Origin of the sequence: Methylosinus sporium, assembly GCF_003113265.1 — a bacterium.
Taxonomy (GTDB): Bacteria; Pseudomonadota; Alphaproteobacteria; order Rhizobiales; family Beijerinckiaceae; genus Methylosinus; species Methylosinus sporium.
Genome location: NZ_PUIV01000006.1, coordinates 52,780 through 70,435 on the forward strand (window position 1 = coordinate 52,780; position 17,656 = coordinate 70,435).

Sequence of the window (17,656 nt, forward strand, 5' to 3'; positions counted from 1 at the left end):
GGGAGTGGGGACCATGGCGATCATCAAGCTTTATCGCGTCACCAGTGACCACAAGGCGCTCATCGCGCTGGCCCTGCTCAACGCTGGCGTGAAGGCTCGCCTTCGCGTTTTCCCGACTTCGATCCGCGTTTGTTTCGACGGCTCGCAAGCGGCCGTTCTCGACACGCTCAACGGCCTCGGCTTTCGCAACGCGGCAGGCGGGGAATTCTCCCGGTTTTCCTTCAATCAGCCGCGCGAAATTTTCGTTCACCTCATTGCGGGATGACCGGCGCCGGAATCCGCCGCAAAAGCTCCGGGAAAAATCCCTTAGTAGTGGAAAAATCCATTGACGATCTTAGCGACTTCAGCTAAAAATTAAACATCGAACAAAGCAGTTCGACGCTTCAAATCACGGAAGGAATTGACCATGATCCGCCATTACGCCTCCGCCGCCGCCAATCTCCCGCTCGATAATGACGCCCTGCGCGCCGCCGCCCCTTCGATCTTCGCCCGCGAGGCGCACGAAAGCCGCTCGGAGCGTTTCGCGCCCATCGCCACGATCGACGTCGTCGAGGGAATGCGCAAAGCCGGCTTCGAGCCCTTCAAGGCTCTTCAGTGCCGGACCCGCGACGAGAGCCGGAAGGATTTCACGAAACACATCATTCGTTTCCGCAGCCGCGCGACGAAGCAATATATCGCGGGCGTGACCCCTGAAGTCGTGCTCGTCAATGCGAATGACGGCTCGAGCGCTTACAAGCTCATGGGCGGCATGTTCCGCTTCATTTGCTCGAATGGAATGATTATCCAAAATTGCCGGATCGACGAGACGAAGGTCCGCCATAGCGGGAACGCCGTCGACGAAGTTATCGAAGGATCGTTCCGCGTCATTTCCACCGTCGAAGAGCAGCAAGACCGCGTTATCGAATGGTCTGGCCTTCAGCTTCCGGCGCCGGCGCGCCTCGCCTTTGCCGAAAGCGCCCGGATGATCCGCCTCGGCGACGCAGAGGGCGAGGTCGACTCGCCGATTAAGGCCGAGGCCTTTCTCGTGCCGCGCCGCTCCGAAGATCGCGCTTCCGACCTGTGGACGACGTTCAACGTCATTCAAGAGAACGCCATCCGCGGCGGCCTCTCGGCCCGCGAGGAACCGACGAAGGATGAGCGCGGCATTGTGCGCCGCGGCCGGATGCGCACGACGCGCGAGATCGGCGGTATCGATCAGGACGTGAAAGTCAATCGCGCCCTGTGGAGCCTCGGCGAGAAAATGGCCTCTATCCTGTCGTCTCAGGCTCGCGCGGCCTGATCGATAACAAGGGCTCGGCGACGTTGCCGAGCCCTTCTTTTTTCCCTTAGTAACGGATTTTTCCGTTGCGTGATTTAGCGATTATCGCTATAAACAATCCATCGATAAACGGTGATTGCCACAGAGGACCGCGACCATGAATAAGCTCGCTCTTTCCGCTTCTCAGTTCCGCGATGTTTGCGACTCGACGCGCGACGCGATCAACTCGCTTGCCGGTTGCCGCTGGAACGAAATCCCGAATGAGGCTCGCATCCTGCGCGGGGCGCTGGCCCGGCTGCTCGGCGCCAAACTCGGCCGCCGCAACCAATCTCTCCTAGACCGCCGCGCTCAACTCGAGGTTCGCGCCGGCGTCGTGCTGCGCCAGCGCGAGGCCGAGGCCGCTGGCGAGCAGCGGGCCGCCCGTTATGACGCCCACGTCATAGACCATGCGCTCGCTTCCATCCGCGCCCCGCGCCGCGTGCATATCTGACGAATGACAGGGGGCTTTCGCCCCTCACTCCCCCAGGGGCGGCTCCATTGTCGCGGGCCGCCCATTCCGCACCATCCGCAACATGAGAGGATCGGCCGTGCCGAATCCGCGCCGCCAGATGACGAAGGCACAGCTCGATAAATGGGCGAAGCTGAAAGAGGAAAAGAGCCGGCTCGTCGACCGGGCTTTTCAGGCCCACCACGATCAATTCACGACGTTGCGGGAGGCGCTCGAGGCGGACCCGGCGCTCGCCTGGAAGCACGCCGCCGTTGACGCGGAAATTGACGCATTCGAGGCACGAATGATCGCCGAAGACCGCGCGTGGCGGAACTCGCTCGGCGGTTTCATGCCGCGCTGAGGACAGAGCCATGACCGAACATCCCCACGAAGGCGAGCGCGCCCGCCTATGGCGCGAATCGTTGAAACTCTCCCGGCGCGAGCTCGCCGAGATCACGGGATATTCCGAAAGCGCCATTCAAGATTTCGAGGCGGGATTTCAGCGCGGCAGGGACGAGAGGGCGCCGATCGGAGAGCGCGAAATGCTCCGGTATCGGCTCGCGTGCGCGGCGATCGACGCGGGGCTGAATTTCAGGTGGGAGCCGGAAAAATGAAGATCATCGTCTTTCAGAAAGGCGCGACGAGCTGGGGATTCGCGATAGGGCCGTTTTGGCTCTACTGGCCCTTCGTCCGTTTCTGGCGCTGCGGCGTGCGGCCGACGTGCGGCATAGAGCGCGACGAATAGCGCCCCGGCGGCGCTCTTTGCTTGAGGGCGTAGGCATTTCTGCCAGAGCGCGCCGGGGCTTGCCTCTCATCCGCCGGGAGGCGCCAGCCTACTCCGAACCCCGCCCGGCCGCCGTCCCTGACTTTGGCCGGATTTGCCCTTGGTTCGTTTCGCTCGGGAATTTGTTCCCCCGCGCCGGGACGATGCGGCGCGGGGGAGTTCGAGCGCCGGGCGTGCGGCCGCCGACGCTCGAATAGGCGCCCCCTCTCCGGTCTGACTCGGAGAGGGGGCTTCCGCCGAAGGCTGCGACCCCCGCGGCGAATAGGTGGCCCGCGCTCCTCGAGGAGGCCGCGCGGGCCGGGCCGCTTACGACCATCGCCGGGGGTAAGCCTCCAACGGTGGAGGGCGGCAAACTTTCGGGCTTGAGGCGACCTATTGGCGCAAACCCCGCCCGCTGGCGTTCACTCTTCGCCTCCCCCTCGCAAGGCCAGAAACGAGGGGCGCTATCGCCGGCTATGTTGTTCCGGCTGTGCCGTTGCCCTTGCGGGCGAAAGCTTCCGATCGGCTAGAGCCGTTCCCCCAAGCCGTGACCCGCGCGCCCCATGTCCCTCGAGGGGAACGGCTGGCGCCGGCGACTGACCCGCCCCACGCTCCGCGGCGAGCCCCTGAGAGCCGATCGAAACAAACTGCCCATTCGGGCGAAACTGGGAGGCAATCCGCCGGGCCGGCTCTATCGACGGGGAGGAACCGGCCCGGGAATGCTACGAACAATCCATCACTCAGGAGGTGTGCGATTTGTAGCCGCGCCGAATCCCGCGCGTCAAGTGGAACTTTCCCTCGTCAATCCCGCGCCCGTGAGCGCCCGGATGGCCGCCTCGGCGATGTGTCGGGTGTAAGCTGGCGGGATTGCCTCGGCGCGGGAGAATGTCCAATGGTGGGCGTGCGCTCAAGCGATGGTCTCCCTCTCGCGCTTCCTTTTCTTGATCCTCGCGCCCGGTCGCATCACGGTGACAATCGCCCTGCCACGGAACACGTATTTGACGCCTGCGCTCACCAGACTCACCGCGCCAGACCCCGCAGCATCGGCGCACGCCCGCATCATCGTCTCGCTCACCCGCGCGATCAGCGCCGGCTCTTCCTGCTCGAGAAGCGCGACAAGAGCGGCGTCGCCGATCGTCCGCAGAGCCGCCGGGCGCAGCCGTTGGCGAGCGCCCTCGACATCAAAGCCCTCTATGCGCTCGAGGTACCGGATGATGGCGTGGGGCGCGATGATCATGGGGCCGCCGCCTTCCATTGCCGCGCTGCCTTCGCGCGCGCTCTGGCGCGCTTGATCATCTGAGATGGACGCCGCACCACGACAGCGCGGCGCTCCTCAGAGAGGCCGTCGCGGCGGAGCACATAGGCGATGGTGGGGAGCCGCCAGAAGAAGGTCATCGGCGCTCCCCGAAAAGAGCAGCGAGCGATTCTTCCACGCGCCAGATCGCGCGTCCTATCGCTTCCGGGATTTGCGGGACGACGCTGTCTCCGAACGCGGCGACAATGGCGCCCGCAAGGCCGCGCTGCTCAGCCACCCGGGCGGAAAGCCCTGCATCCATCCGTATGTGATAGGCAAGGCCGCCGTTCCAATGAGCCCATGGTTCGCCAGCATCTTCGCCAAGGCCCGAGCTCCCGCCCATTTCTGCATCGACGGCGCCGTCAGATTGCCCTTCGCTGTTGGCGTCAGCATCATATCCGCGCCGGCAAGCTGCTCGTTCAGCGGCCTGGCATTGCGGGTCATCGTCTCCGGAGAAGCCTTGCCGGAGCGCCAGTCCCGCGCGGCGGGACTGGCGAGCATCGCCTGATGCAGGATATGCCGCACCGTCCCCATCCGGCCCGTATCGCCGTGTCCACCAGCAGCCGCGTCCGATTTGCGCGGGGTCGAAAGCAATAATCCAGACGCGCTTTCGTTCATGGTTGGCGCGGATGTCGTCAGCACCCACCACGAACGGCCAAGCGGAGTAGCCGATCTCTTCCAACGCGCCGAGCACCCGGTCAGCACCGCGAGTTCTGAGGCGAGGGACGTTCTCAAGAGCAACCCAACGAGGTCGCAAATCTCTGACGAGTCGGATCGCTTCGAAGAACAGCCCTGTGCGCTCGCCATCGACTCCTTTGCCTTTCGTGTTCGCGGCGCTGGCGTCCTGACACGGCGGGCTTCCGATGATGATGTCGGGCGCGCGGCCGAGGTCGGAAATAATTCGATCTGCCGTGAGTTCTCGAACATCGTCATACATCCGAGCATCTGGAAAATTCTGCACAAAGACAGCGCGGCGCCATGGGTCGAATTCGCAAGCCGCGCCTGTCGTGAAGCCGGCGCGATGGAGACCGAGCGACCATCCGCCCGCCGCCCCTGAAAAGAGATCTAGCGCGAGCGGCCTCGTCATGCTGCCTCCCCGAACTTCAACTGAAACCCGTTCGGCTGGTCGACGATCGCGCTCACATCCTGCAGGCGCTCCAGCGCGGAAAGCACGTCACCGCGCGGCAGCTCAGTGACGACGGTCAGCCGACCGATCAGCGCTCTTGAACGCCCGACAAGGCCAGACGCATCGGCCTCATTCGCCAGCGCGAGCAAGACGAGCTTCGCCACTGGATCACCAGCCGAGCGCGAATAGGCCCAGGAAAGCACATGCAGGCTCATCGGTTCGCTCTCCTCAGAACGGTATGTCTTCGTCTTGGCTCTTGAACGGCCAATCGACACGGGGCGAGTGAGCGGCGCACCAGTCCAGAAAGTCTGTGATAGGCCAGCGCGCGACTTCGTTTCGATCGTCGGGGACCGGCGGGAGCGCTTTGCATCAGCCGCTGTCACTGTGCGGTGAATAATGCGGGAGCCCGGATTGATCCCAAAATTTGCAGGTGTCGCAGTGGGTCATGATCGTCACTCCGCAGCGCGAGACTGAGAAGCAAGAAAAGCTTGCCGCTTGCGTTCATGGATGACGCATTTCGGAACGCCCCATTCCGGCTTGAAAGGCTCCAAACTGACGATATTGGAATGCTTCACAATCGCCAGTTCAATCTCGGGGCAGAACCGCGCGAGCGCGGCAACCCAAACATCGGTGCGCATGTAAAGGCCAAAGCACGCGGTCTCTTTGAACCATGGGCGACGCCATCTATTCGATACAGACCGCGAGCGCCAAGATGCGCCCAAATCGACAAACGAAAACGCCACATATCCAGGCCGAGCGAGCCCATACCACGGCCCGCGCAAGAGCGCCGTTTCGCCGCTTTCCATTGTGATTTGATACGCACGGCCTGCGTAACCGTCTTCTTGAGTCGTTGCTAGAATGTCGACTGTCCGCCTCGGCCATCCTGACTTGAGAGGCCGATAAACGTGAGGATTCCCGGCGAAGTCGACATACATTTCGATCTTGCGTCGGGCGAGTTGACCACGGTGAAAGTAATGGTCCAGCCGGCCGTCCTCATGTTCAGCAAAGTAATCGCCCTTGCCCTCTCTCCTCCACCGCTTCCCTTCCCATTCGGACGGATTTCCGCGGGTCTTGAAGGTCACTCTAGGCGAGTTGTCGTAGCCGTCCATCCAATTGATGTGAGCGTCAGCAATCCAAGTTGGGAGCGCCTGCCGTCCGACTGGACGATCAATCACAGTCCAGAAAATCCCGTTCTCTTGGAATTCAAAATCTTCCGTCATCATTGCGCGCCCCCGCTTTTCGCTTCGCTGGCGATGGCTCGCGCCCTCACGCCGATTTCTATGGATGCCGCGGCGGCGATGGACGGAAGGATTGCGCGCAGCCCTTCCAATTCGGCGGAATATTCCGAGAGGAGTTGGTCGCGCTCGCGTTCGCCGCGCGCACGCTCTTCTTCGCCGACAATTTCCTTCGCGCGGGCCACCACCGGAGATTTTTCGTCGCGGCTCATAATGAGGTTCTGAGCAGCTCGTGAATATTTTCCGGGGAGTTGCCGAGCGTCGCCGATCGGGTGGAATCCAGCGTCCGAGCTTAGATCGACGATGCGCGCGACGATCTTAACGAGTTCATCGACTTTTGACATTGCGGTCCTTTCTTGCGCGGAGATCGCGCTCCACTCTGAGCGAGACCAGCTCGCGCGCTATGGCGGTGTAACGGGGGAGATCGCGGCGGAGGCCGGCGCGCTTTCCTTCGCGCGCAAGCTCGGCGATGCGCCGGCGAAGCTCTGCGTCGGAAAGCGCGGCGACGATCATTTCAAGAGCACGACGAAAAAGATGATCGCCAAGAGCGTGCTATCCGGCGCCGTGGCGACGAGATAGAGCAGCTCCACGACGAGAGCGCAGAGCAGCCCGATGGCGACATTGACGCCAGCCAATCCATGCCGATCGTGCGCCCAGTCGAGCAATCCCTCCACATGCTCGCGGATGCGCTCGAGTCTCTTCGTTCGATTGTAGCTCAACTTCCTTCTCCTCTTTAGGCCGCGACCTGTTGCAGCTCTTCGCGCGCCTTGGCGAGAACGGCGCGCGCCCATTTGTCGAGATCGGTTCCGAACGTGTCGCACAGGTAGAACGACATGCGCTCGCGAACGCTTTCGCAGCCCGGCGGGAACCGCATGTCTCGCATATCCGCGTGCATCGCGACGGCGAACTTCACGACATCTTCAGCCGTGACGCTGGCCTCTTTGAGATCGCTGCGGCTGAAGAAATCGTTCTCCGCCATGAAGCCGACGAGCGGCAATTCGAAGCCGAGCCTATGGGCGAATTCGGCGATATTCTGAGGCGTCATTGTTCGTTCGCTCCCTTCCAAATCTTGACCATCACGACATTGACGTTCGTTCCGCACTCGGCGAACGAGCCGGCCGGAAGGTCGCGCCATTCGCTCTTGCGCGTTTCGACGAAGACGCGGAACGCAAGCGCCTTGCGCGTCTCTCGGAACTCGGTGCCAGCGCTCATGATCGCGGTGAGACAGCCGCCGGGCTTCAAGAATTTCCAGGCGTGCGTCACATGGTCGATATCGCGCTCGCGATCGAAAGGAGGATTCATCACCACGCGGTCATAGATCGGATCGGGGGGCAGCGTGAGGAAGTCGGCCGTCACGATTCGGTTTATGCTCGGCCGCAGCTCGGTAAGTGCGTGCGCTAGGTGCGGCTGGATTTCGACGCAATCGACTGTGTGAGCGTATCTTTTATCAATCCACTGACCCGCCGAAATAATCGAAGCGGTTCGCACCGCGGCCATACGGCGGGCGAGGTTCCCCGTTCCCGCGCTCGGCTCCAATATGCGCAGCGAGACGCCCTCAGTTCGCAGCGGCGAGAATTCTATGAGATCGTCTGCGGTCTTGTCGGGCGTAGGGAAAAAGCCCCAATCCTTCGCGGGCGTCATCTTCCGATTTTCGAGCGGGTCATCATCGGCCGTGCGCGCGTCTCCGACGACTTCGCCGTAATATTCGGCGAGCAGCTTATTGACCTTCTCCACCAAGTCGTCGCGCGTGAACCATAGATGCGCGTTTCCGTTTTTGAACGCGCGGATTTTGAAGTAGGGCGTCTCGTGCTCGCTCTGCGCTCCGCCGGTTGTGCCGCGAACCTTGCGCCCGGCGAGTTCTTTCAACGCCGATTGAAAATCCGCCTCGGCCACGCCGTCGAGCACTGAGAAAACGCGCTCGACGTCGATGAGCTTGTCGCGGATCGCGCCGGAGTTGAGATAGCCGGAGCCATCGAACACCCACCGCAGAATGATCCGGCCGCCGATCTTGAAGCCGTCGTGCGATTTGAAGCGCCGGTCCAATTTCGAAAAGACGTTCGCAATCCCTCGGCGAAAGATCATCCCCGAGTCGGCTATGAATTTCTCGAGCGTCGCATAGACGTTGCCGACAGTGATCGGCGGCAAGCCCTTGTCGATTTCAGCTTGATTGATGACCTCGCCGTCATACGTCACCTTGTCGGGGACGTAGTTCATTTGTGCGCGGAGCTGTTCCTTCGACTCATTGTCCATGAGGCGCATTAGCTCGGTCATTTTGACGAGGTTCGCCCACGTTCCATTCGCGAGGAGCTTGCGCGCCGTTCGCATGTAATGTTCGCGCTTCGGCAGGACGAGCGCATTGCGGAATTGCTGTATTTCATCGACGTTCGATGATCCGCCGAAGACATAGAGTTGGCCGCCGTCCGCGTCATGCGCTCGCCTATGCGCCGCCTGCAACGCTTCGTCGGCAATCTCCATCGCGGAAAAGGCGCGCTCATAGAGCTCGAGCGTCTCGTCATGCGCTCGCACGATATCTTCGATCGTCTGGCGAGGGACGGGGAGGGCGGCGGTCATTGCGCAGCCCTCGCGCTCGCCGCACACGCCTTGGCGGCCTCGTAAAGCTTGTAGAATTTGCGATAGCGCGGCGAGTTGAACTGACCATTGTTCGCCATTGTCTCGAGGCGGTCTCGCGCCTTCTCGGCCACGCGCGCCGGGTTGCGATAGAGAAGCGGGTCGCGCGTTCCGAAACACGCCTCGACCTGTTCGCGGAAGCTGCGATCATCCTGCATGGCGCGTGAGCTCCCCATTCGCGCGGACGATCAATCGCAGGTTCGCCGCGTCCCGCAGGGCGAGCCAGCCGAGATATTCCGTCGTGCTGAACGTCCAATGGCCGCGCTTGGCGAGGGCGAGAAGCTTCTCGCATTTGATCGTGCAATGCGCGGCGATATCCGTGTCTCGCATCTTCACGGAGTCGGGGCCGATCATGAAGCGCACGCGCGCCTCATATTCGGCCTCGCTGCTGATGAGACGATCTGACGCGCGCCTGACGTCGGAAAGGGTGGCGCTGCGCGCGTCGTCTCGGATTTGTTCGAAAGTCCGCATTGCCGCCTCAGATGAACGAAAGAGCCGATACGGCGCCGACAAACGCGCAGCACGAAGCGAGGGAAATGAGAACGATAATCTGCCCGATCGTGCGCATTGCCTGATTCCCTGACACCAGTTCCAATGTCAGGGAATATATAAAGGAAAAATCCCTTAGACAAGACAAAAAAATAGGGGAAATTCCGCTACTGGTCGAGACCGCCTCGCTCTGCCTCCCGCTCCGCAGCTCTCTCGGATTCCTGCGCATGGCTCGGCAGGCCGAGCATCTTCCGAAGGTCATCAGACATGTCGCAGGGGCCGCCGACGCGCTCGCGGATGGTCTTGAGGCTATGCTCGGCCTCGTCCCGCGTTATCTCGGAATAGGGTTTCTTGGCGCTCTTCAGCGGATCTGGCGGCAGGCTTTCGCGAAACCGCTGCATGAGCGCATCGGCGCGCGCCATAGCGCCAGGCGCGAGGTTCTTGCGGCGCTCCACAGCCGCCCGGCGCTCGGCGAGCTGTTCGGCCTCTCGGCGGTCGCGCTCGGCGATGCGGGCTTTTCGGTCGAGTTCGCGGCGAACTTCCTGCGCGATCTGCGCGGCAGTCGGCGCGAAAACGCCATCCCCGAGGCGACCATCGCCGAATTTGAGCATCGTCTCTTCGAGCTCGTCTTTCGGCAGCTTAGCAAGCGCCTCTCCGTAGGCAACAATCTTTAATCGCAGCTCTTGTTTATCGTCTGCCCGTCGAGCAAGCTTTGCAAATAGCTTTCCAATTCCTGCGTATAACTCACTTGTCGAAGCGGTATTCACTTGGGTCGAGATCGATTGCCCCGGCTGAGAAATCGATGTCGTCAACTGCCCGATTGTTTTCATCTGTCGATCCATTCTTTCGGTTTTCTTCCGCAATAAGCTCGCCGACAACTTCCACAATTGATCCGTTCCGCGGGCGGTCTCGAGCGTGCTGGCGCTCTGAAGCTCTGTTCTCGCGGGTGACGTAGGTTCGCCACGCAGCGCCGATGTCCGCGGGCGGAGAGGCGCGGGCGCGGATTTCGTCGCGGAAGATCGGCCAGTGCTTGCGGAATTTCTGCCTGTCCCACCCCTGCGCTTCCGCGTAGGCGATATCCTCGGCCGTTGGCTGATAGTCCGCGGGGATCATCCCGCGTCCTGCGTCGCGTTTTCGGCGCTCGACGTATCCGACGAGCCAATTCCGAAAGGCCGCATCCCAATCTCGGCAGCGGCGATCGTTTTGCAGCGCATGATTTTGAAACCGCTCGTATTCGCGGTCGCGCTCGCCCTGGGTCAGGTCAAGTTTCGCGGCAGCGGCGATCATGCCAGTGGTGATTTTCGCATCTTGGCCGAGCGGCCGCTCTGGCTTCCGGCGAGAGGACTTCTCCGGGGCGGCCCCGGCGGATTCATCCGGCGACGCCTCGGAGATCGGGGCGGTCTCGCGCCCGGGGAGGTTTAAATTTTCTAGGGGGGGTTGATTTATATCTCTTGGGGGGGCGGCCTTCGCCAAAGCGGCGGCCATCAACGGCGAAACCAAGCGTGAAACCGCAGCGGTTTCACGCTTGGTTTCACGTGCGGTTTCACGTGCGGTTTCACGCTCGGTTTCAGCGCCGCGAATGATAGTAACAGCTTCTTCAAGCCCGCATTTATTGCGGTGTGATACCGTTTTAAGCGTCCCGATCGGGATTCCTTCCTCTGCCGCGGCGCGCGCGAATGTGCGCTTGGTTTCACGTGCGGTTTCACGTGCGGTTTCACGCTCGGTTTCAGCGATTGCCGCAGAAATCCTTTTCTCTTGCCGCCGAGGGCGGGTGAGCGCGCGCTCAAACATTCCGGCAATAGCAATCGCCTCGCGCGGCTCAACGCCGGCGGCTATCATGCGTTCTATTGCTGCGGTGATGCTCACGCGCATCCCCACATCGCTTTCTCGCGGAAAGGGGCTTGCGCTTCAGGGGAAATTTCCATAGCTTCTATCTCGCCTCTGGAAGGGCATTCGGTTTGTAGGTTCAACCCCGGAGTGACAGCTCCGGGGTTTTTCTTTGTCCTGGCTCCGGGTTGGAGCGACGCAGGACGGGCTTCTGGCGATATTCCGGCGCCGGCAAGGGAAAAACAAGGGATAATTCCATTACTCGGGCGGATCGAACTTCGTACGCTCGTTTCCCCAGGCCACCCACCCCCGCCGCGACTGGCGCGCGAAGAGATCGACCTTCCTGGCGCCCGGGTCGGCGAAGCGATCGACGGCCGCATAGAACTCTTCGGGCTTTCGGGAATGCTCGCGGCGGACGCCCGGTAGAATGCCCGGTAGCGCCGTCCGGTATGGCGGAGAGCCCACCTTGCCTATGAGCACAGGCTCTTGCATCGAACGGGCGACGTAGCCACAGCCAACGGCGTTTTTGCCGGCGGCTGTGACCTTGTGCCAAACGATCATCGTCACAAACTTGAAGCCCCATTTCTTGAGCCAGATGAGGTTCGTGGGGAGCTTCGGCGCCGTTGCCCATAGGAAGAACCATGCGTCGCCGCTGGCGAGGTCTCCGACCGGCAGAGCTGCAATCTCGTCATCGCTCATCGTCGCATATTGGGCGCGCGGGCCTTTGGTCTCTCCGGCCGCGGAATAGTTCTCGAAGTCGGAAGGCGGGTCGACGCAAAGGATATCCGCGCAGAATGGCGTGAGCGGATCGAAGAGCCAATTTTTCACGGCGTCACTCTCCCCGGCGCCACGGCTGCTTCGTCGCCTTGATCGCGTCGACACCGTAGTTGGCGATGCGCAATCGCCATTCGGCCAATTCGTCCGTCGATATCCCGTGAACGCTGCACGCCTCGGCTTCCGAGATCATGCCTCGGTCGATTTCGAAAATGAGCGCGAGCTTGCGGATATGAGTCCAGCGCGTGATCCGCGCGCGGGGATCGAAATCCTTGATCCAATAATTTTCGCTATGGCGCTTCGCTGCTTCGATCATTTCATCACCACCCAATGTCGAATGACGTCCTGCACGACGAGCGCGCAATCCTCGACGGTTCCGCGGATCTTCAGGATTTCGAGAATGGCGTATCGAATAGCCAGCTCGCCGGATTCCATGCCGCAGCCGAACTCACTCACAGCCCAATTGACCGCACGAACAGCGATGCGCTCGCGCGTCCGCCGCTCAATCGTCGGGGAGGGTTCCATTTTCGAAAAGCGCTACCTGCCAGCGCGGGAGATCGTCGCGGCGCTTCGCGAGTTCGCGTAATGCTATCGCGATCCTGTGGCGTTCGCGGCAGCGCTGGCGCATTCGTTCGAGCTCTTCCGAAGAACGGGAGCCACGCCCAGTTTTCGCCTCTAGGATTTCGATCTGGTCTCTCAGGCCGATGAAGGCGAGCGTCGCTTCGTCTTCTAGAGAACCGAGCGGCATTTTCGGCGCATCGTCCATGTCGTCACCATGCCGGGTTAGAGAGCGCCAGCGGCCGAGTCGCGCGCGTCAGTTTCGCCACGCCGTATTCCCACATGCAGACGCCATCGCTGCGGTCGTAGTCGGGAATGGCGTCGCTGGGGATTAAGCCGAGCATTACGCATTGCTTCCAAACCATCCGCTTCGTGTCTTCGCGGCGCTGCGCGACTTCGCGCTTGGAAAGGCGCGGCGCTCCACCACGGCGCGGCGGATGTGCGGTTGCGCGGCCGCAAAGGTGGATGCGCGCGCTCGCGACCGGGTAGAGATAGACCGGAATATCGTAGCAGCGCGCGACGCCGAGAACTGCGCCCTGATAGAGCAGGCCGGAAATGATAGCCGCTTGATTTTCCTGCGCAGAGGGGTCGAGGAACCGCTCGCAAACGATCGCATCGACGACGTTCGCGGTGATCCAATCATTGAGCCAAGAGCCGAGCTTGCCGGCGCCGTCGTAATAGCCCTCGCTTCGGCCTTCCGAATACAGCTCAAACGAAAACGAGCGCGGTGTGCGCTCGCTCTCGTCCCCGTAGCCCACGCCGCACTTCCGCGCGAGATCAAGCCCGAGGATTTTCATCAGGCGTTGCCGGCCGTCGTGCCGATCGTGGGACGGCGCCCACGGCCTCCGCCGACGCGCAGGGGCGTGACATTGCCGGCCGGCGCGGCCTGCGCTTCCTCGGTCGCCGGCTCCTCGGCTTTCGCCTTTGCCGCCTTGTCCCTGGAAATGCCGCGGCCCTTCTTATCGGGAATGGGCTTGATGCCCGCGAGCACCTTCGCGCCGTTTTTCTTGCGCTCGGCTTCCGCGCGCTGCTCGGCCTCGTCCGCCGCCATGTCCGCGAGATCGCCGGCATGGCCGTTCTCGGCGAGAAACTTCTCGAATATTTCGATGCTAAACCGAAAGTGCGCGACCAACTCTTTCGCCTTCAGCTCTTCGGTCCGTATGAGCTTGGCGAGAAACGCAAGTGCCGGCTTATTGACGTTGCCGGAATCCACCGCGTCCGACACTCGATCGGCAATTCCCTTGTTGAGATTCCCGACCTTGGTTTTGTTCTCATTGATGGCCTTCGCGAGCGCGACAAGTCGCTTTTCGTTAGGGAATTTAAATGTTTGTTCTACCATTTTCCACTCCGTATCCACATGCGTGGTTTGCAAGGTTGCCGTGTTATGGTTTTTTCCCTACAACCTTCTTCGCGGGGCCACGGGAATTGCGGGAATTTCTCGAGGCTTTTGGAGACGGTTGACGGTCCTCGGGAGCGGGATGCTTTCCGGGCCGCGGGATTTCTGAAGGCCATACGGCGGTTCGAGGCCAATGGTCAGAGAGCCAGTTGGCAATTCGATCGGCGGAAGAGACGGTAAATCCAGCGGGCGAATCGCTGAAAATACAGCGATTCGCCCAATGGTTGTCATTGAGCGCCAGCTTGCAGACGCCGGATGCGGAGCGTCCTGTGTGCTCTTTGTAGAGACGCAGGAGCTCGAGGAGCTGAGAACGAAGCGATTTTTCCCACATGCAGGATTTCGTAACGGAAAAAACCATTATTCGCAACCATCGCAGAGGAGGCAACGGGCGTGACAGACGAGCAGAAAAACGAAGCAAACGACGAACAGACAGAGGCTCTTAGACAAATGATAAGAGAAAGAATTAAAGAGCTTGGATTCAGCAAGCGGAGTCTGTCTCTGTATATCAAGAGAGACGCATCGTTTATTCAGGATTTGGTAGGGCCAGATGATCCGTCTAAAGCTTGGAAAAAGCCCAAGAAGAAATCTATAAACACGAAAGCTCTCATGGACGTTGAGGATGCTCTTCGTTTCGAGAGGGGAGCGCTCACCGGGCTTCTGTCCTCAGAGGCGCAGATTATTCCGTTCGCACAAATACCTATAAAGCGGAAAATTCCCGTGAACGCCGTTCCCGACCTTCCCTCAGCGCGGAAAATACCCTTATATGAGCGCGTCAATTTACGCACTGGAGGGGTCCGCATGTCATCAGCGGCCGAATTAGAAACGCCTATTGGGTTGGAATCTAACAACAAAACATTTGCCGTCACCGTCCCGGATGAGACGATGCGGCCTGCATTCGGGCCTGGGCATAAGGTCATTGTCCAGGAAGATGCTCCCCTCGCTGGAGCGGATTTCGTTTTCCTCGAGATCGAAGGCACAGACGGCGAGAATGAGGGATTCATCCGGCGCCTGATCGGGCGCACTGACGAGGGACTGCGGGTCGAGACCCTCACTCCCCAGCGGGAAACCGTTATCCAACACGCCGAAATCCTCTCTGTCTCTCCCGTAGTGGCTGTCCTGTTCAGGAAATAACGTAGTAGCGGAAAAATCCATTATTTCCCTTGCTACGGGAAATATCCCTGGCATAGTGGCGTCATCCGATTTGCAGGATGACGGCTATGCAGCAACATCGAATTCCCTTCATGGGGCCGGGCGAGGATAATTCCCCGCTCGGCCGCGATCAGATCGTTTCGCGCGCGGCCCGGTTCCTGCGCCCCTTCCACAACATTGATATTCCGCACGTCGCCGAAGCGATCTTGTGCGCCAATGGCGCGACGTTCGTCGAGGCGCGCGCGTTCGCCCCCGCCGCCGCTCGCTATGAGCTGGCCCGCCGGAGGGCGTTCTCATGAGCGCGCTCAGAATTGTCCGCCTGCAGGCGGAGAACATCAAAAAACTCCGCGCCATCGAAATCCGCCCAAAGGGAAACGTGATCGAGATCACGGGGAACAATGGCGCCGGGAAAAGCTCAATCCTTGACGCAATTTTTTGGGCGCTCGCCGGGACGAAGCATGTCCAGGCGAAGCCGATAAGGGACGGCGAAGAGAGCGCGCGCATCGTCGTCGACATGGGCGAGCTCGTCGTGACGCGCACCTTCAAGCGCGGGGCGGATGGCGAGATCAAGCCGAGCCTGCGCGTCGAGGGCGCGGACGGCGCGGTGTTCTCGAAGCCGCAAACCATCCTGGACAGCCTACTCGGAACGCTTTCATTCGATCCGATCGAATTCGAGCACAAGGCTCCGAAGGAACAATTTGAGGCGTTGCGGCGCTTTGTGCCGGATTTCGATTTCGAGGCGCTGGATGCGCAAACGCGCGGCGATATGGAACGTCGGCGCGACGCGAACCGCGACGCGAAACAGAAGCTCGCCGCCGCCGAGCTGATCGCCATCCCCGAGAACTTCACGGCCATCGACGAGACCGCCATCATCGAAGCGATGACAAGCGCCGCCGAGTTCAATGAGGCAATCGGAAAACGGGAGGAGCGGCGCCGGCAGGTCACGCAACGTATCGCCGAAATCGATCGGCGCGCGGCGGACCTGCAACGCGATATCGCCGCGATGGAAGAGCGGATAGCCGTCATGCGCTCGACGCTCCTCGAGGAATCGGCCGAGGCCGAGGAATTGCGGGAGAAGATCGCCGAGGCCGAGCCTCTGCCGGAGCGCCGCGACGTCGCCGATTTGCGCGCGCAACTGGACGCGGCCCGCAAGCACAATGCCGCAGGCGGCCGCGCGGCGGAGAAGGCTCGCCTGCTCGAGCAGGCGCAGGAACTCGAAGCGGAGGCGCTCCGCCTCACGCTGCGAATGGAAGAGCGCGAGCGCACGAAGCGCGAAGCGATCGAACAGGCTAACCTCCCCATTCGCGGCCTTTCGTTCGGCGACGGCTGCATTCTGCTCAACGGTCAGCCCTTCGAACAGGCGAGCGCCGCCGAGCGCCTTACCGCGTCAGTCGCCATCGCCATGGCGAGTAATTCCCGCTTGCGCGTGATCCGCATTTCCGAAGGGGCCTTGATGGACCCCGACACGTTCGAAGCGCTCGAGGATTTGGCCGAACGATTCGATGCGCAGGTTTTTGTGGAGTCCGTGGCGTCTGGTCGGCCGAGCGCGATCGTCATCGAAGACGGCGCCGTGAAGAGTTTCGGCAGTCACACTGGGGAAGAAAAATGAACATCGAAATTCTGCCCGCGCCGAAAGGCAAGATCACGAAGCCCGGCATTTATGATTTATCAATGGCCGCTTATCACCGTGCCGACATTTGCGATGGCGTATCCATCAGCTCGACTGGCCTGCGGGTCGCGATATCGAAATCGATCCGCCATTGGTGGGACAAATATCTAAACCCAGATCGCGAAGAGGAAGACGACGCGAGCGACGACACGAAATACTCGATCCTCGGGCGGGCCGGTCATCACCTTTTGCTTGGCGAGGCCGCGTTCGTCGAGCACTTCGTTTTGCGCCCGAATGAAGCGCCCGACGCAACCGGGAAGATCGGCCCCTGGAACGGGAACAAGACTTTTTGCCGGAAATGGGAAGCCGAACAAGTCCTCGCTGGAAAAGGAATTCTCACTGAGACGATGCTGAAACAGGTGAAGGGGATTGCAAAGTCCTTCGCCGCAAATCCGCATGTCCGCGGTGGAATTCTCAATGGCCTCGTTGAAAAGTCCTTTTTCTGGAAGGACAAAGAGACGGGGGTATGGCTGAAGGCTCGCCCCGACGCGGTTCCGCTCGCGGATGAAACGAGCGTCGATGTGAAGATCGTTCAAGATGCGAGCCGGCGCGGCGTGCAGCGCTCGCTCAACGACTCGAACCTCCACATTCAAGCGGCGCTCGTCGGAATGGGGCTGGAGGAAGTGCTCGGCTGGAAACGCAACGACGGGCTCCGCTATCTCATGTTCGGAGAGAGCGTGCGCCCGCATTGTTGCGTCATCCAGCCTATCAGCGAATACGCGATCGATTATGCGCGCCTCGAAATCCGCGCAACGCTCCGCAAGATCGCGGAGGCGCTGAACAATGCGCGCGTTCTCGAAAAGGAAAATCCGAAGCTCGACCGCTTTCCGATGGAAGCGTTCGAAGGATACGAGACGCGCGATTTTCAGACGGTCTCGCTGCCGAAATATCGGAGCGATGAATACGAAAAGATGATCGAAGGCGGCATTATCCCGAGGTCCGAATGATGGCGCAACTTCTCGCGATGGACACACGAGCTTACCCGACTCATTCGCGCTTCGTC

General features: G+C 61.0%; 29 protein-coding genes. 10 read left to right on the plus strand and 19 right to left on the minus strand.

Annotated elements, in window-relative coordinates; translation table 11 throughout:
• Positions 1-13 precede the first annotated feature (13 nt).
• The 6 genes from C5689_RS06345 (at position 14) to C5689_RS18945 (ending at position 2,490) form a co-directional block, all read left to right on the plus strand.
• Positions 14-265 carry a hypothetical protein gene (locus C5689_RS06345; RefSeq protein WP_108916429.1) on the plus strand — a complete coding sequence of 84 codons (252 nt, stop codon included), beginning with the start codon at positions 14-16 and terminating at the stop codon, positions 263-265.
• A gap of 141 nt (positions 266-406) precedes the next feature.
• On the plus strand, positions 407-1,279 hold the full coding sequence (locus C5689_RS06350) for a DUF932 domain-containing protein (protein WP_108916430.1): 873 nt from the start codon (positions 407-409) through the stop codon (positions 1,277-1,279).
• 136 nt (positions 1,280-1,415) lie between these two features.
• Complete coding sequence (locus C5689_RS06355; RefSeq protein ID WP_108916431.1) at positions 1,416-1,748, plus strand: hypothetical protein; 333 nt, start codon at positions 1,416-1,418, stop codon at positions 1,746-1,748.
• Between the two features lie 97 nt (positions 1,749-1,845).
• A complete protein-coding gene (locus C5689_RS06360) occupies positions 1,846-2,106 on the plus strand; it encodes a hypothetical protein (RefSeq protein WP_146188338.1) in 261 nt (86 codons plus the stop codon).
• 10 nt (positions 2,107-2,116) lie between these two features.
• Positions 2,117-2,359 carry a helix-turn-helix domain-containing protein gene (locus tag C5689_RS19090; RefSeq protein ID WP_108916433.1) on the plus strand — a complete coding sequence of 81 codons (243 nt, stop codon included), beginning with the start codon at positions 2,117-2,119 and terminating at the stop codon, positions 2,357-2,359.
• Positions 2,356-2,490 carry a hypothetical protein gene (locus C5689_RS18945; protein WP_280176403.1) on the plus strand — a complete coding sequence of 45 codons (135 nt, stop codon included), beginning with the start codon at positions 2,356-2,358 and terminating at the stop codon, positions 2,488-2,490. The genes C5689_RS19090 and C5689_RS18945 overlap by 4 nt, the downstream gene beginning before the upstream one ends.
• Positions 2,491-3,415: 925 nt before the next feature.
• Here C5689_RS18945 and C5689_RS06370 read toward each other — a convergent pair.
• From C5689_RS06370 to C5689_RS06455, 19 genes are all read right to left on the minus strand, one after another.
• Positions 3,416-3,745 (minus strand): hypothetical protein, encoded by a 330-nt coding sequence (locus C5689_RS06370; RefSeq protein ID WP_146188339.1) that lies wholly within the window; start codon positions 3,743-3,745, stop codon positions 3,416-3,418.
• Positions 3,742-3,903, minus strand: a complete 162-nt coding sequence (locus tag C5689_RS18370) for a hypothetical protein (protein ID WP_158271774.1) — start codon at positions 3,901-3,903, stop codon at positions 3,742-3,744. The genes C5689_RS06370 and C5689_RS18370 overlap by 4 nt, the downstream gene beginning before the upstream one ends.
• Complete coding sequence (locus C5689_RS06375; protein ID WP_108916435.1) at positions 3,900-4,889, minus strand: DNA cytosine methyltransferase; 990 nt, start codon at positions 4,887-4,889, stop codon at positions 3,900-3,902. The genes C5689_RS18370 and C5689_RS06375 overlap by 4 nt, the downstream gene beginning before the upstream one ends.
• On the minus strand, positions 4,886-5,143 hold the full coding sequence (locus tag C5689_RS06380) for a hypothetical protein (protein WP_146188340.1): 258 nt from the start codon (positions 5,141-5,143) through the stop codon (positions 4,886-4,888). Before C5689_RS06380 ends, C5689_RS06375 begins: the two co-directional genes overlap by 4 nt.
• A gap of 237 nt (positions 5,144-5,380) precedes the next feature.
• Positions 5,381-6,151 carry a hypothetical protein gene (locus C5689_RS06385; RefSeq protein WP_108916437.1) on the minus strand — a complete coding sequence of 257 codons (771 nt, stop codon included), beginning with the start codon at positions 6,149-6,151 and terminating at the stop codon, positions 5,381-5,383.
• A complete protein-coding gene (locus tag C5689_RS18150; RefSeq protein WP_146188341.1) occupies positions 6,148-6,507 on the minus strand; it encodes a hypothetical protein in 360 nt (119 codons plus the stop codon). The genes C5689_RS06385 and C5689_RS18150 overlap by 4 nt, the downstream gene beginning before the upstream one ends.
• 165 nt (positions 6,508-6,672) lie before the next feature.
• Entirely contained in the window at positions 6,673-6,882 is a 210-nt protein-coding gene (locus C5689_RS06400) for a hypothetical protein (protein WP_108916440.1), read from the minus strand.
• A 14-nt stretch (positions 6,883-6,896) separates the two neighbouring features.
• Positions 6,897-7,208, minus strand: a complete 312-nt coding sequence (locus C5689_RS06405; RefSeq protein ID WP_108916441.1) for a hypothetical protein — start codon at positions 7,206-7,208, stop codon at positions 6,897-6,899.
• On the minus strand, positions 7,205-8,734 hold the full coding sequence (locus tag C5689_RS06410; protein ID WP_146188342.1) for a DUF4942 domain-containing protein: 1,530 nt from the start codon (positions 8,732-8,734) through the stop codon (positions 7,205-7,207). The genes C5689_RS06405 and C5689_RS06410 overlap by 4 nt, the downstream gene beginning before the upstream one ends.
• Positions 8,731-8,949 carry a hypothetical protein gene (locus C5689_RS06415; RefSeq protein WP_108916443.1) on the minus strand — a complete coding sequence of 73 codons (219 nt, stop codon included), beginning with the start codon at positions 8,947-8,949 and terminating at the stop codon, positions 8,731-8,733. Before C5689_RS06415 ends, C5689_RS06410 begins: the two co-directional genes overlap by 4 nt.
• Positions 8,939-9,262 (minus strand): hypothetical protein, encoded by a 324-nt coding sequence (locus C5689_RS06420; protein WP_108916444.1) that lies wholly within the window; start codon positions 9,260-9,262, stop codon positions 8,939-8,941. Before C5689_RS06420 ends, C5689_RS06415 begins: the two co-directional genes overlap by 11 nt.
• Before the next feature lie 185 nt (positions 9,263-9,447).
• Positions 9,448-10,110 (minus strand): hypothetical protein, encoded by a 663-nt coding sequence (locus C5689_RS18155; RefSeq protein ID WP_158271775.1) that lies wholly within the window; start codon positions 10,108-10,110, stop codon positions 9,448-9,450.
• Positions 10,025-11,152: a hypothetical protein gene (locus tag C5689_RS06430; RefSeq protein ID WP_158271776.1), complete on the minus strand. Its 1,128-nt coding sequence runs from the start codon at positions 11,150-11,152 to the stop codon at positions 10,025-10,027. The genes C5689_RS18155 and C5689_RS06430 overlap by 86 nt, the downstream gene beginning before the upstream one ends.
• Positions 11,153-11,365: 213 nt before the next feature.
• The gene (locus C5689_RS06435; RefSeq protein WP_108916447.1) at positions 11,366-11,935 is read right to left on the minus strand and encodes an MT-A70 family methyltransferase; all 570 of its coding nucleotides are present in this window, start codon (positions 11,933-11,935) and stop codon (positions 11,366-11,368) included.
• A gap of 4 nt (positions 11,936-11,939) precedes the next feature.
• Positions 11,940-12,197 carry a DUF1153 domain-containing protein gene (locus C5689_RS06440; protein WP_108916448.1) on the minus strand — a complete coding sequence of 86 codons (258 nt, stop codon included), beginning with the start codon at positions 12,195-12,197 and terminating at the stop codon, positions 11,940-11,942.
• A complete protein-coding gene (locus C5689_RS18700) occupies positions 12,194-12,337 on the minus strand; it encodes a hypothetical protein (RefSeq protein WP_159289143.1) in 144 nt (47 codons plus the stop codon). The genes C5689_RS06440 and C5689_RS18700 overlap by 4 nt, the downstream gene beginning before the upstream one ends.
• A 46-nt stretch (positions 12,338-12,383) precedes the next feature.
• The gene (locus C5689_RS06445) at positions 12,384-12,647 is read right to left on the minus strand and encodes a hypothetical protein (protein WP_108916449.1); all 264 of its coding nucleotides are present in this window, start codon (positions 12,645-12,647) and stop codon (positions 12,384-12,386) included.
• Positions 12,648-12,651: 4 nt separating this feature from the next.
• Complete coding sequence (locus C5689_RS06450; protein ID WP_108916450.1) at positions 12,652-13,236, minus strand: hypothetical protein; 585 nt, start codon at positions 13,234-13,236, stop codon at positions 12,652-12,654.
• Positions 13,236-13,811, minus strand: a complete 576-nt coding sequence (locus tag C5689_RS06455) for a hypothetical protein (RefSeq protein ID WP_146188346.1) — start codon at positions 13,809-13,811, stop codon at positions 13,236-13,238. The genes C5689_RS06450 and C5689_RS06455 overlap by 1 nt, the downstream gene beginning before the upstream one ends.
• Before the next feature lie 414 nt (positions 13,812-14,225).
• On the opposite strand from C5689_RS06455, the gene C5689_RS06460 reads away from it, so the two are divergent.
• From C5689_RS06460 to C5689_RS06475, 4 genes are all read left to right on the plus strand, one after another.
• Positions 14,226-14,966 (plus strand): S24/S26 family peptidase, encoded by a 741-nt coding sequence (locus C5689_RS06460; protein ID WP_108916452.1) that lies wholly within the window; start codon positions 14,226-14,228, stop codon positions 14,964-14,966.
• A 77-nt stretch (positions 14,967-15,043) separates the two neighbouring features.
• Positions 15,044-15,283, plus strand: a complete 240-nt coding sequence (locus C5689_RS06465; protein ID WP_146188347.1) for a hypothetical protein — start codon at positions 15,044-15,046, stop codon at positions 15,281-15,283.
• Positions 15,280-16,593 carry an AAA family ATPase gene (locus C5689_RS06470; protein WP_108916454.1) on the plus strand — a complete coding sequence of 438 codons (1,314 nt, stop codon included), beginning with the start codon at positions 15,280-15,282 and terminating at the stop codon, positions 16,591-16,593. Before C5689_RS06465 ends, C5689_RS06470 begins: the two co-directional genes overlap by 4 nt.
• Positions 16,590-17,600 carry an exonuclease family protein gene (locus tag C5689_RS06475; RefSeq protein WP_108916455.1) on the plus strand — a complete coding sequence of 337 codons (1,011 nt, stop codon included), beginning with the start codon at positions 16,590-16,592 and terminating at the stop codon, positions 17,598-17,600. The genes C5689_RS06470 and C5689_RS06475 overlap by 4 nt, the downstream gene beginning before the upstream one ends.
• The last annotated feature ends 56 nt before the right edge of the window (positions 17,601-17,656 follow it).

Excerpts from the sequence above, each read along its gene's own strand:
- C5689_RS06345 (WP_108916429.1), top strand. The coding sequence starts at position 14 with ATGGCGATCATCAAGCTTTATCGCGTCACCAGTGACCACAAGGCGCTC.
- C5689_RS06350 (WP_108916430.1), top strand. The coding sequence starts at position 407 with ATGATCCGCCATTACGCCTCCGCCGCCGCCAATCTCCCGCTCGATAAT.
- C5689_RS06355 (WP_108916431.1), top strand. The coding sequence starts at position 1,416 with ATGAATAAGCTCGCTCTTTCCGCTTCTCAGTTCCGCGATGTTTGCGAC.
- C5689_RS19090 (WP_108916433.1), top strand. The coding sequence starts at position 2,117 with ATGACCGAACATCCCCACGAAGGCGAGCGCGCCCGCCTATGGCGCGAA.
- C5689_RS18945 (WP_280176403.1), top strand. The coding sequence starts at position 2,356 with ATGAAGATCATCGTCTTTCAGAAAGGCGCGACGAGCTGGGGATTCGCG.
- C5689_RS06370 (WP_146188339.1), bottom strand. The coding sequence starts at position 3,745 with ATGATCATCGCGCCCCACGCCATCATCCGGTACCTCGAGCGCATAGAG.
- C5689_RS18370 (WP_158271774.1), bottom strand. The coding sequence starts at position 3,903 with ATGACCTTCTTCTGGCGGCTCCCCACCATCGCCTATGTGCTCCGCCGC.
- C5689_RS06375 (WP_108916435.1), bottom strand. The coding sequence starts at position 4,889 with ATGACGAGGCCGCTCGCGCTAGATCTCTTTTCAGGGGCGGCGGGCGGA.
- C5689_RS06380 (WP_146188340.1), bottom strand. The coding sequence starts at position 5,143 with ATGAGCCTGCATGTGCTTTCCTGGGCCTATTCGCGCTCGGCTGGTGAT.
- C5689_RS06385 (WP_108916437.1), bottom strand. The coding sequence starts at position 6,151 with ATGATGACGGAAGATTTTGAATTCCAAGAGAACGGGATTTTCTGGACT.
- C5689_RS18150 (WP_146188341.1), bottom strand. The coding sequence starts at position 6,507 with ATGTCAAAAGTCGATGAACTCGTTAAGATCGTCGCGCGCATCGTCGAT.
- C5689_RS06405 (WP_108916441.1), bottom strand. The coding sequence starts at position 7,208 with ATGACGCCTCAGAATATCGCCGAATTCGCCCATAGGCTCGGCTTCGAA.
- C5689_RS06410 (WP_146188342.1), bottom strand. The coding sequence starts at position 8,734 with ATGACCGCCGCCCTCCCCGTCCCTCGCCAGACGATCGAAGATATCGTG.
- C5689_RS06415 (WP_108916443.1), bottom strand. The coding sequence starts at position 8,949 with ATGCAGGATGATCGCAGCTTCCGCGAACAGGTCGAGGCGTGTTTCGGA.
- C5689_RS06420 (WP_108916444.1), bottom strand. The coding sequence starts at position 9,262 with ATGCGGACTTTCGAACAAATCCGAGACGACGCGCGCAGCGCCACCCTT.
- C5689_RS18155 (WP_158271775.1), bottom strand. The coding sequence starts at position 10,110 with ATGAAAACAATCGGGCAGTTGACGACATCGATTTCTCAGCCGGGGCAA.
- C5689_RS06430 (WP_158271776.1), bottom strand. The coding sequence starts at position 11,152 with ATGCGCGTGAGCATCACCGCAGCAATAGAACGCATGATAGCCGCCGGC.
- C5689_RS06440 (WP_108916448.1), bottom strand. The coding sequence starts at position 12,197 with ATGATCGAAGCAGCGAAGCGCCATAGCGAAAATTATTGGATCAAGGAT.
- C5689_RS06445 (WP_108916449.1), bottom strand. The coding sequence starts at position 12,647 with ATGGACGATGCGCCGAAAATGCCGCTCGGTTCTCTAGAAGACGAAGCG.
- C5689_RS06450 (WP_108916450.1), bottom strand. The coding sequence starts at position 13,236 with ATGAAAATCCTCGGGCTTGATCTCGCGCGGAAGTGCGGCGTGGGCTAC.
- C5689_RS06465 (WP_146188347.1), top strand. The coding sequence starts at position 15,044 with ATGACGGCTATGCAGCAACATCGAATTCCCTTCATGGGGCCGGGCGAG.
- C5689_RS06470 (WP_108916454.1), top strand. The coding sequence starts at position 15,280 with ATGAGCGCGCTCAGAATTGTCCGCCTGCAGGCGGAGAACATCAAAAAA.
- C5689_RS06475 (WP_108916455.1), top strand. The coding sequence starts at position 16,590 with ATGAACATCGAAATTCTGCCCGCGCCGAAAGGCAAGATCACGAAGCCC.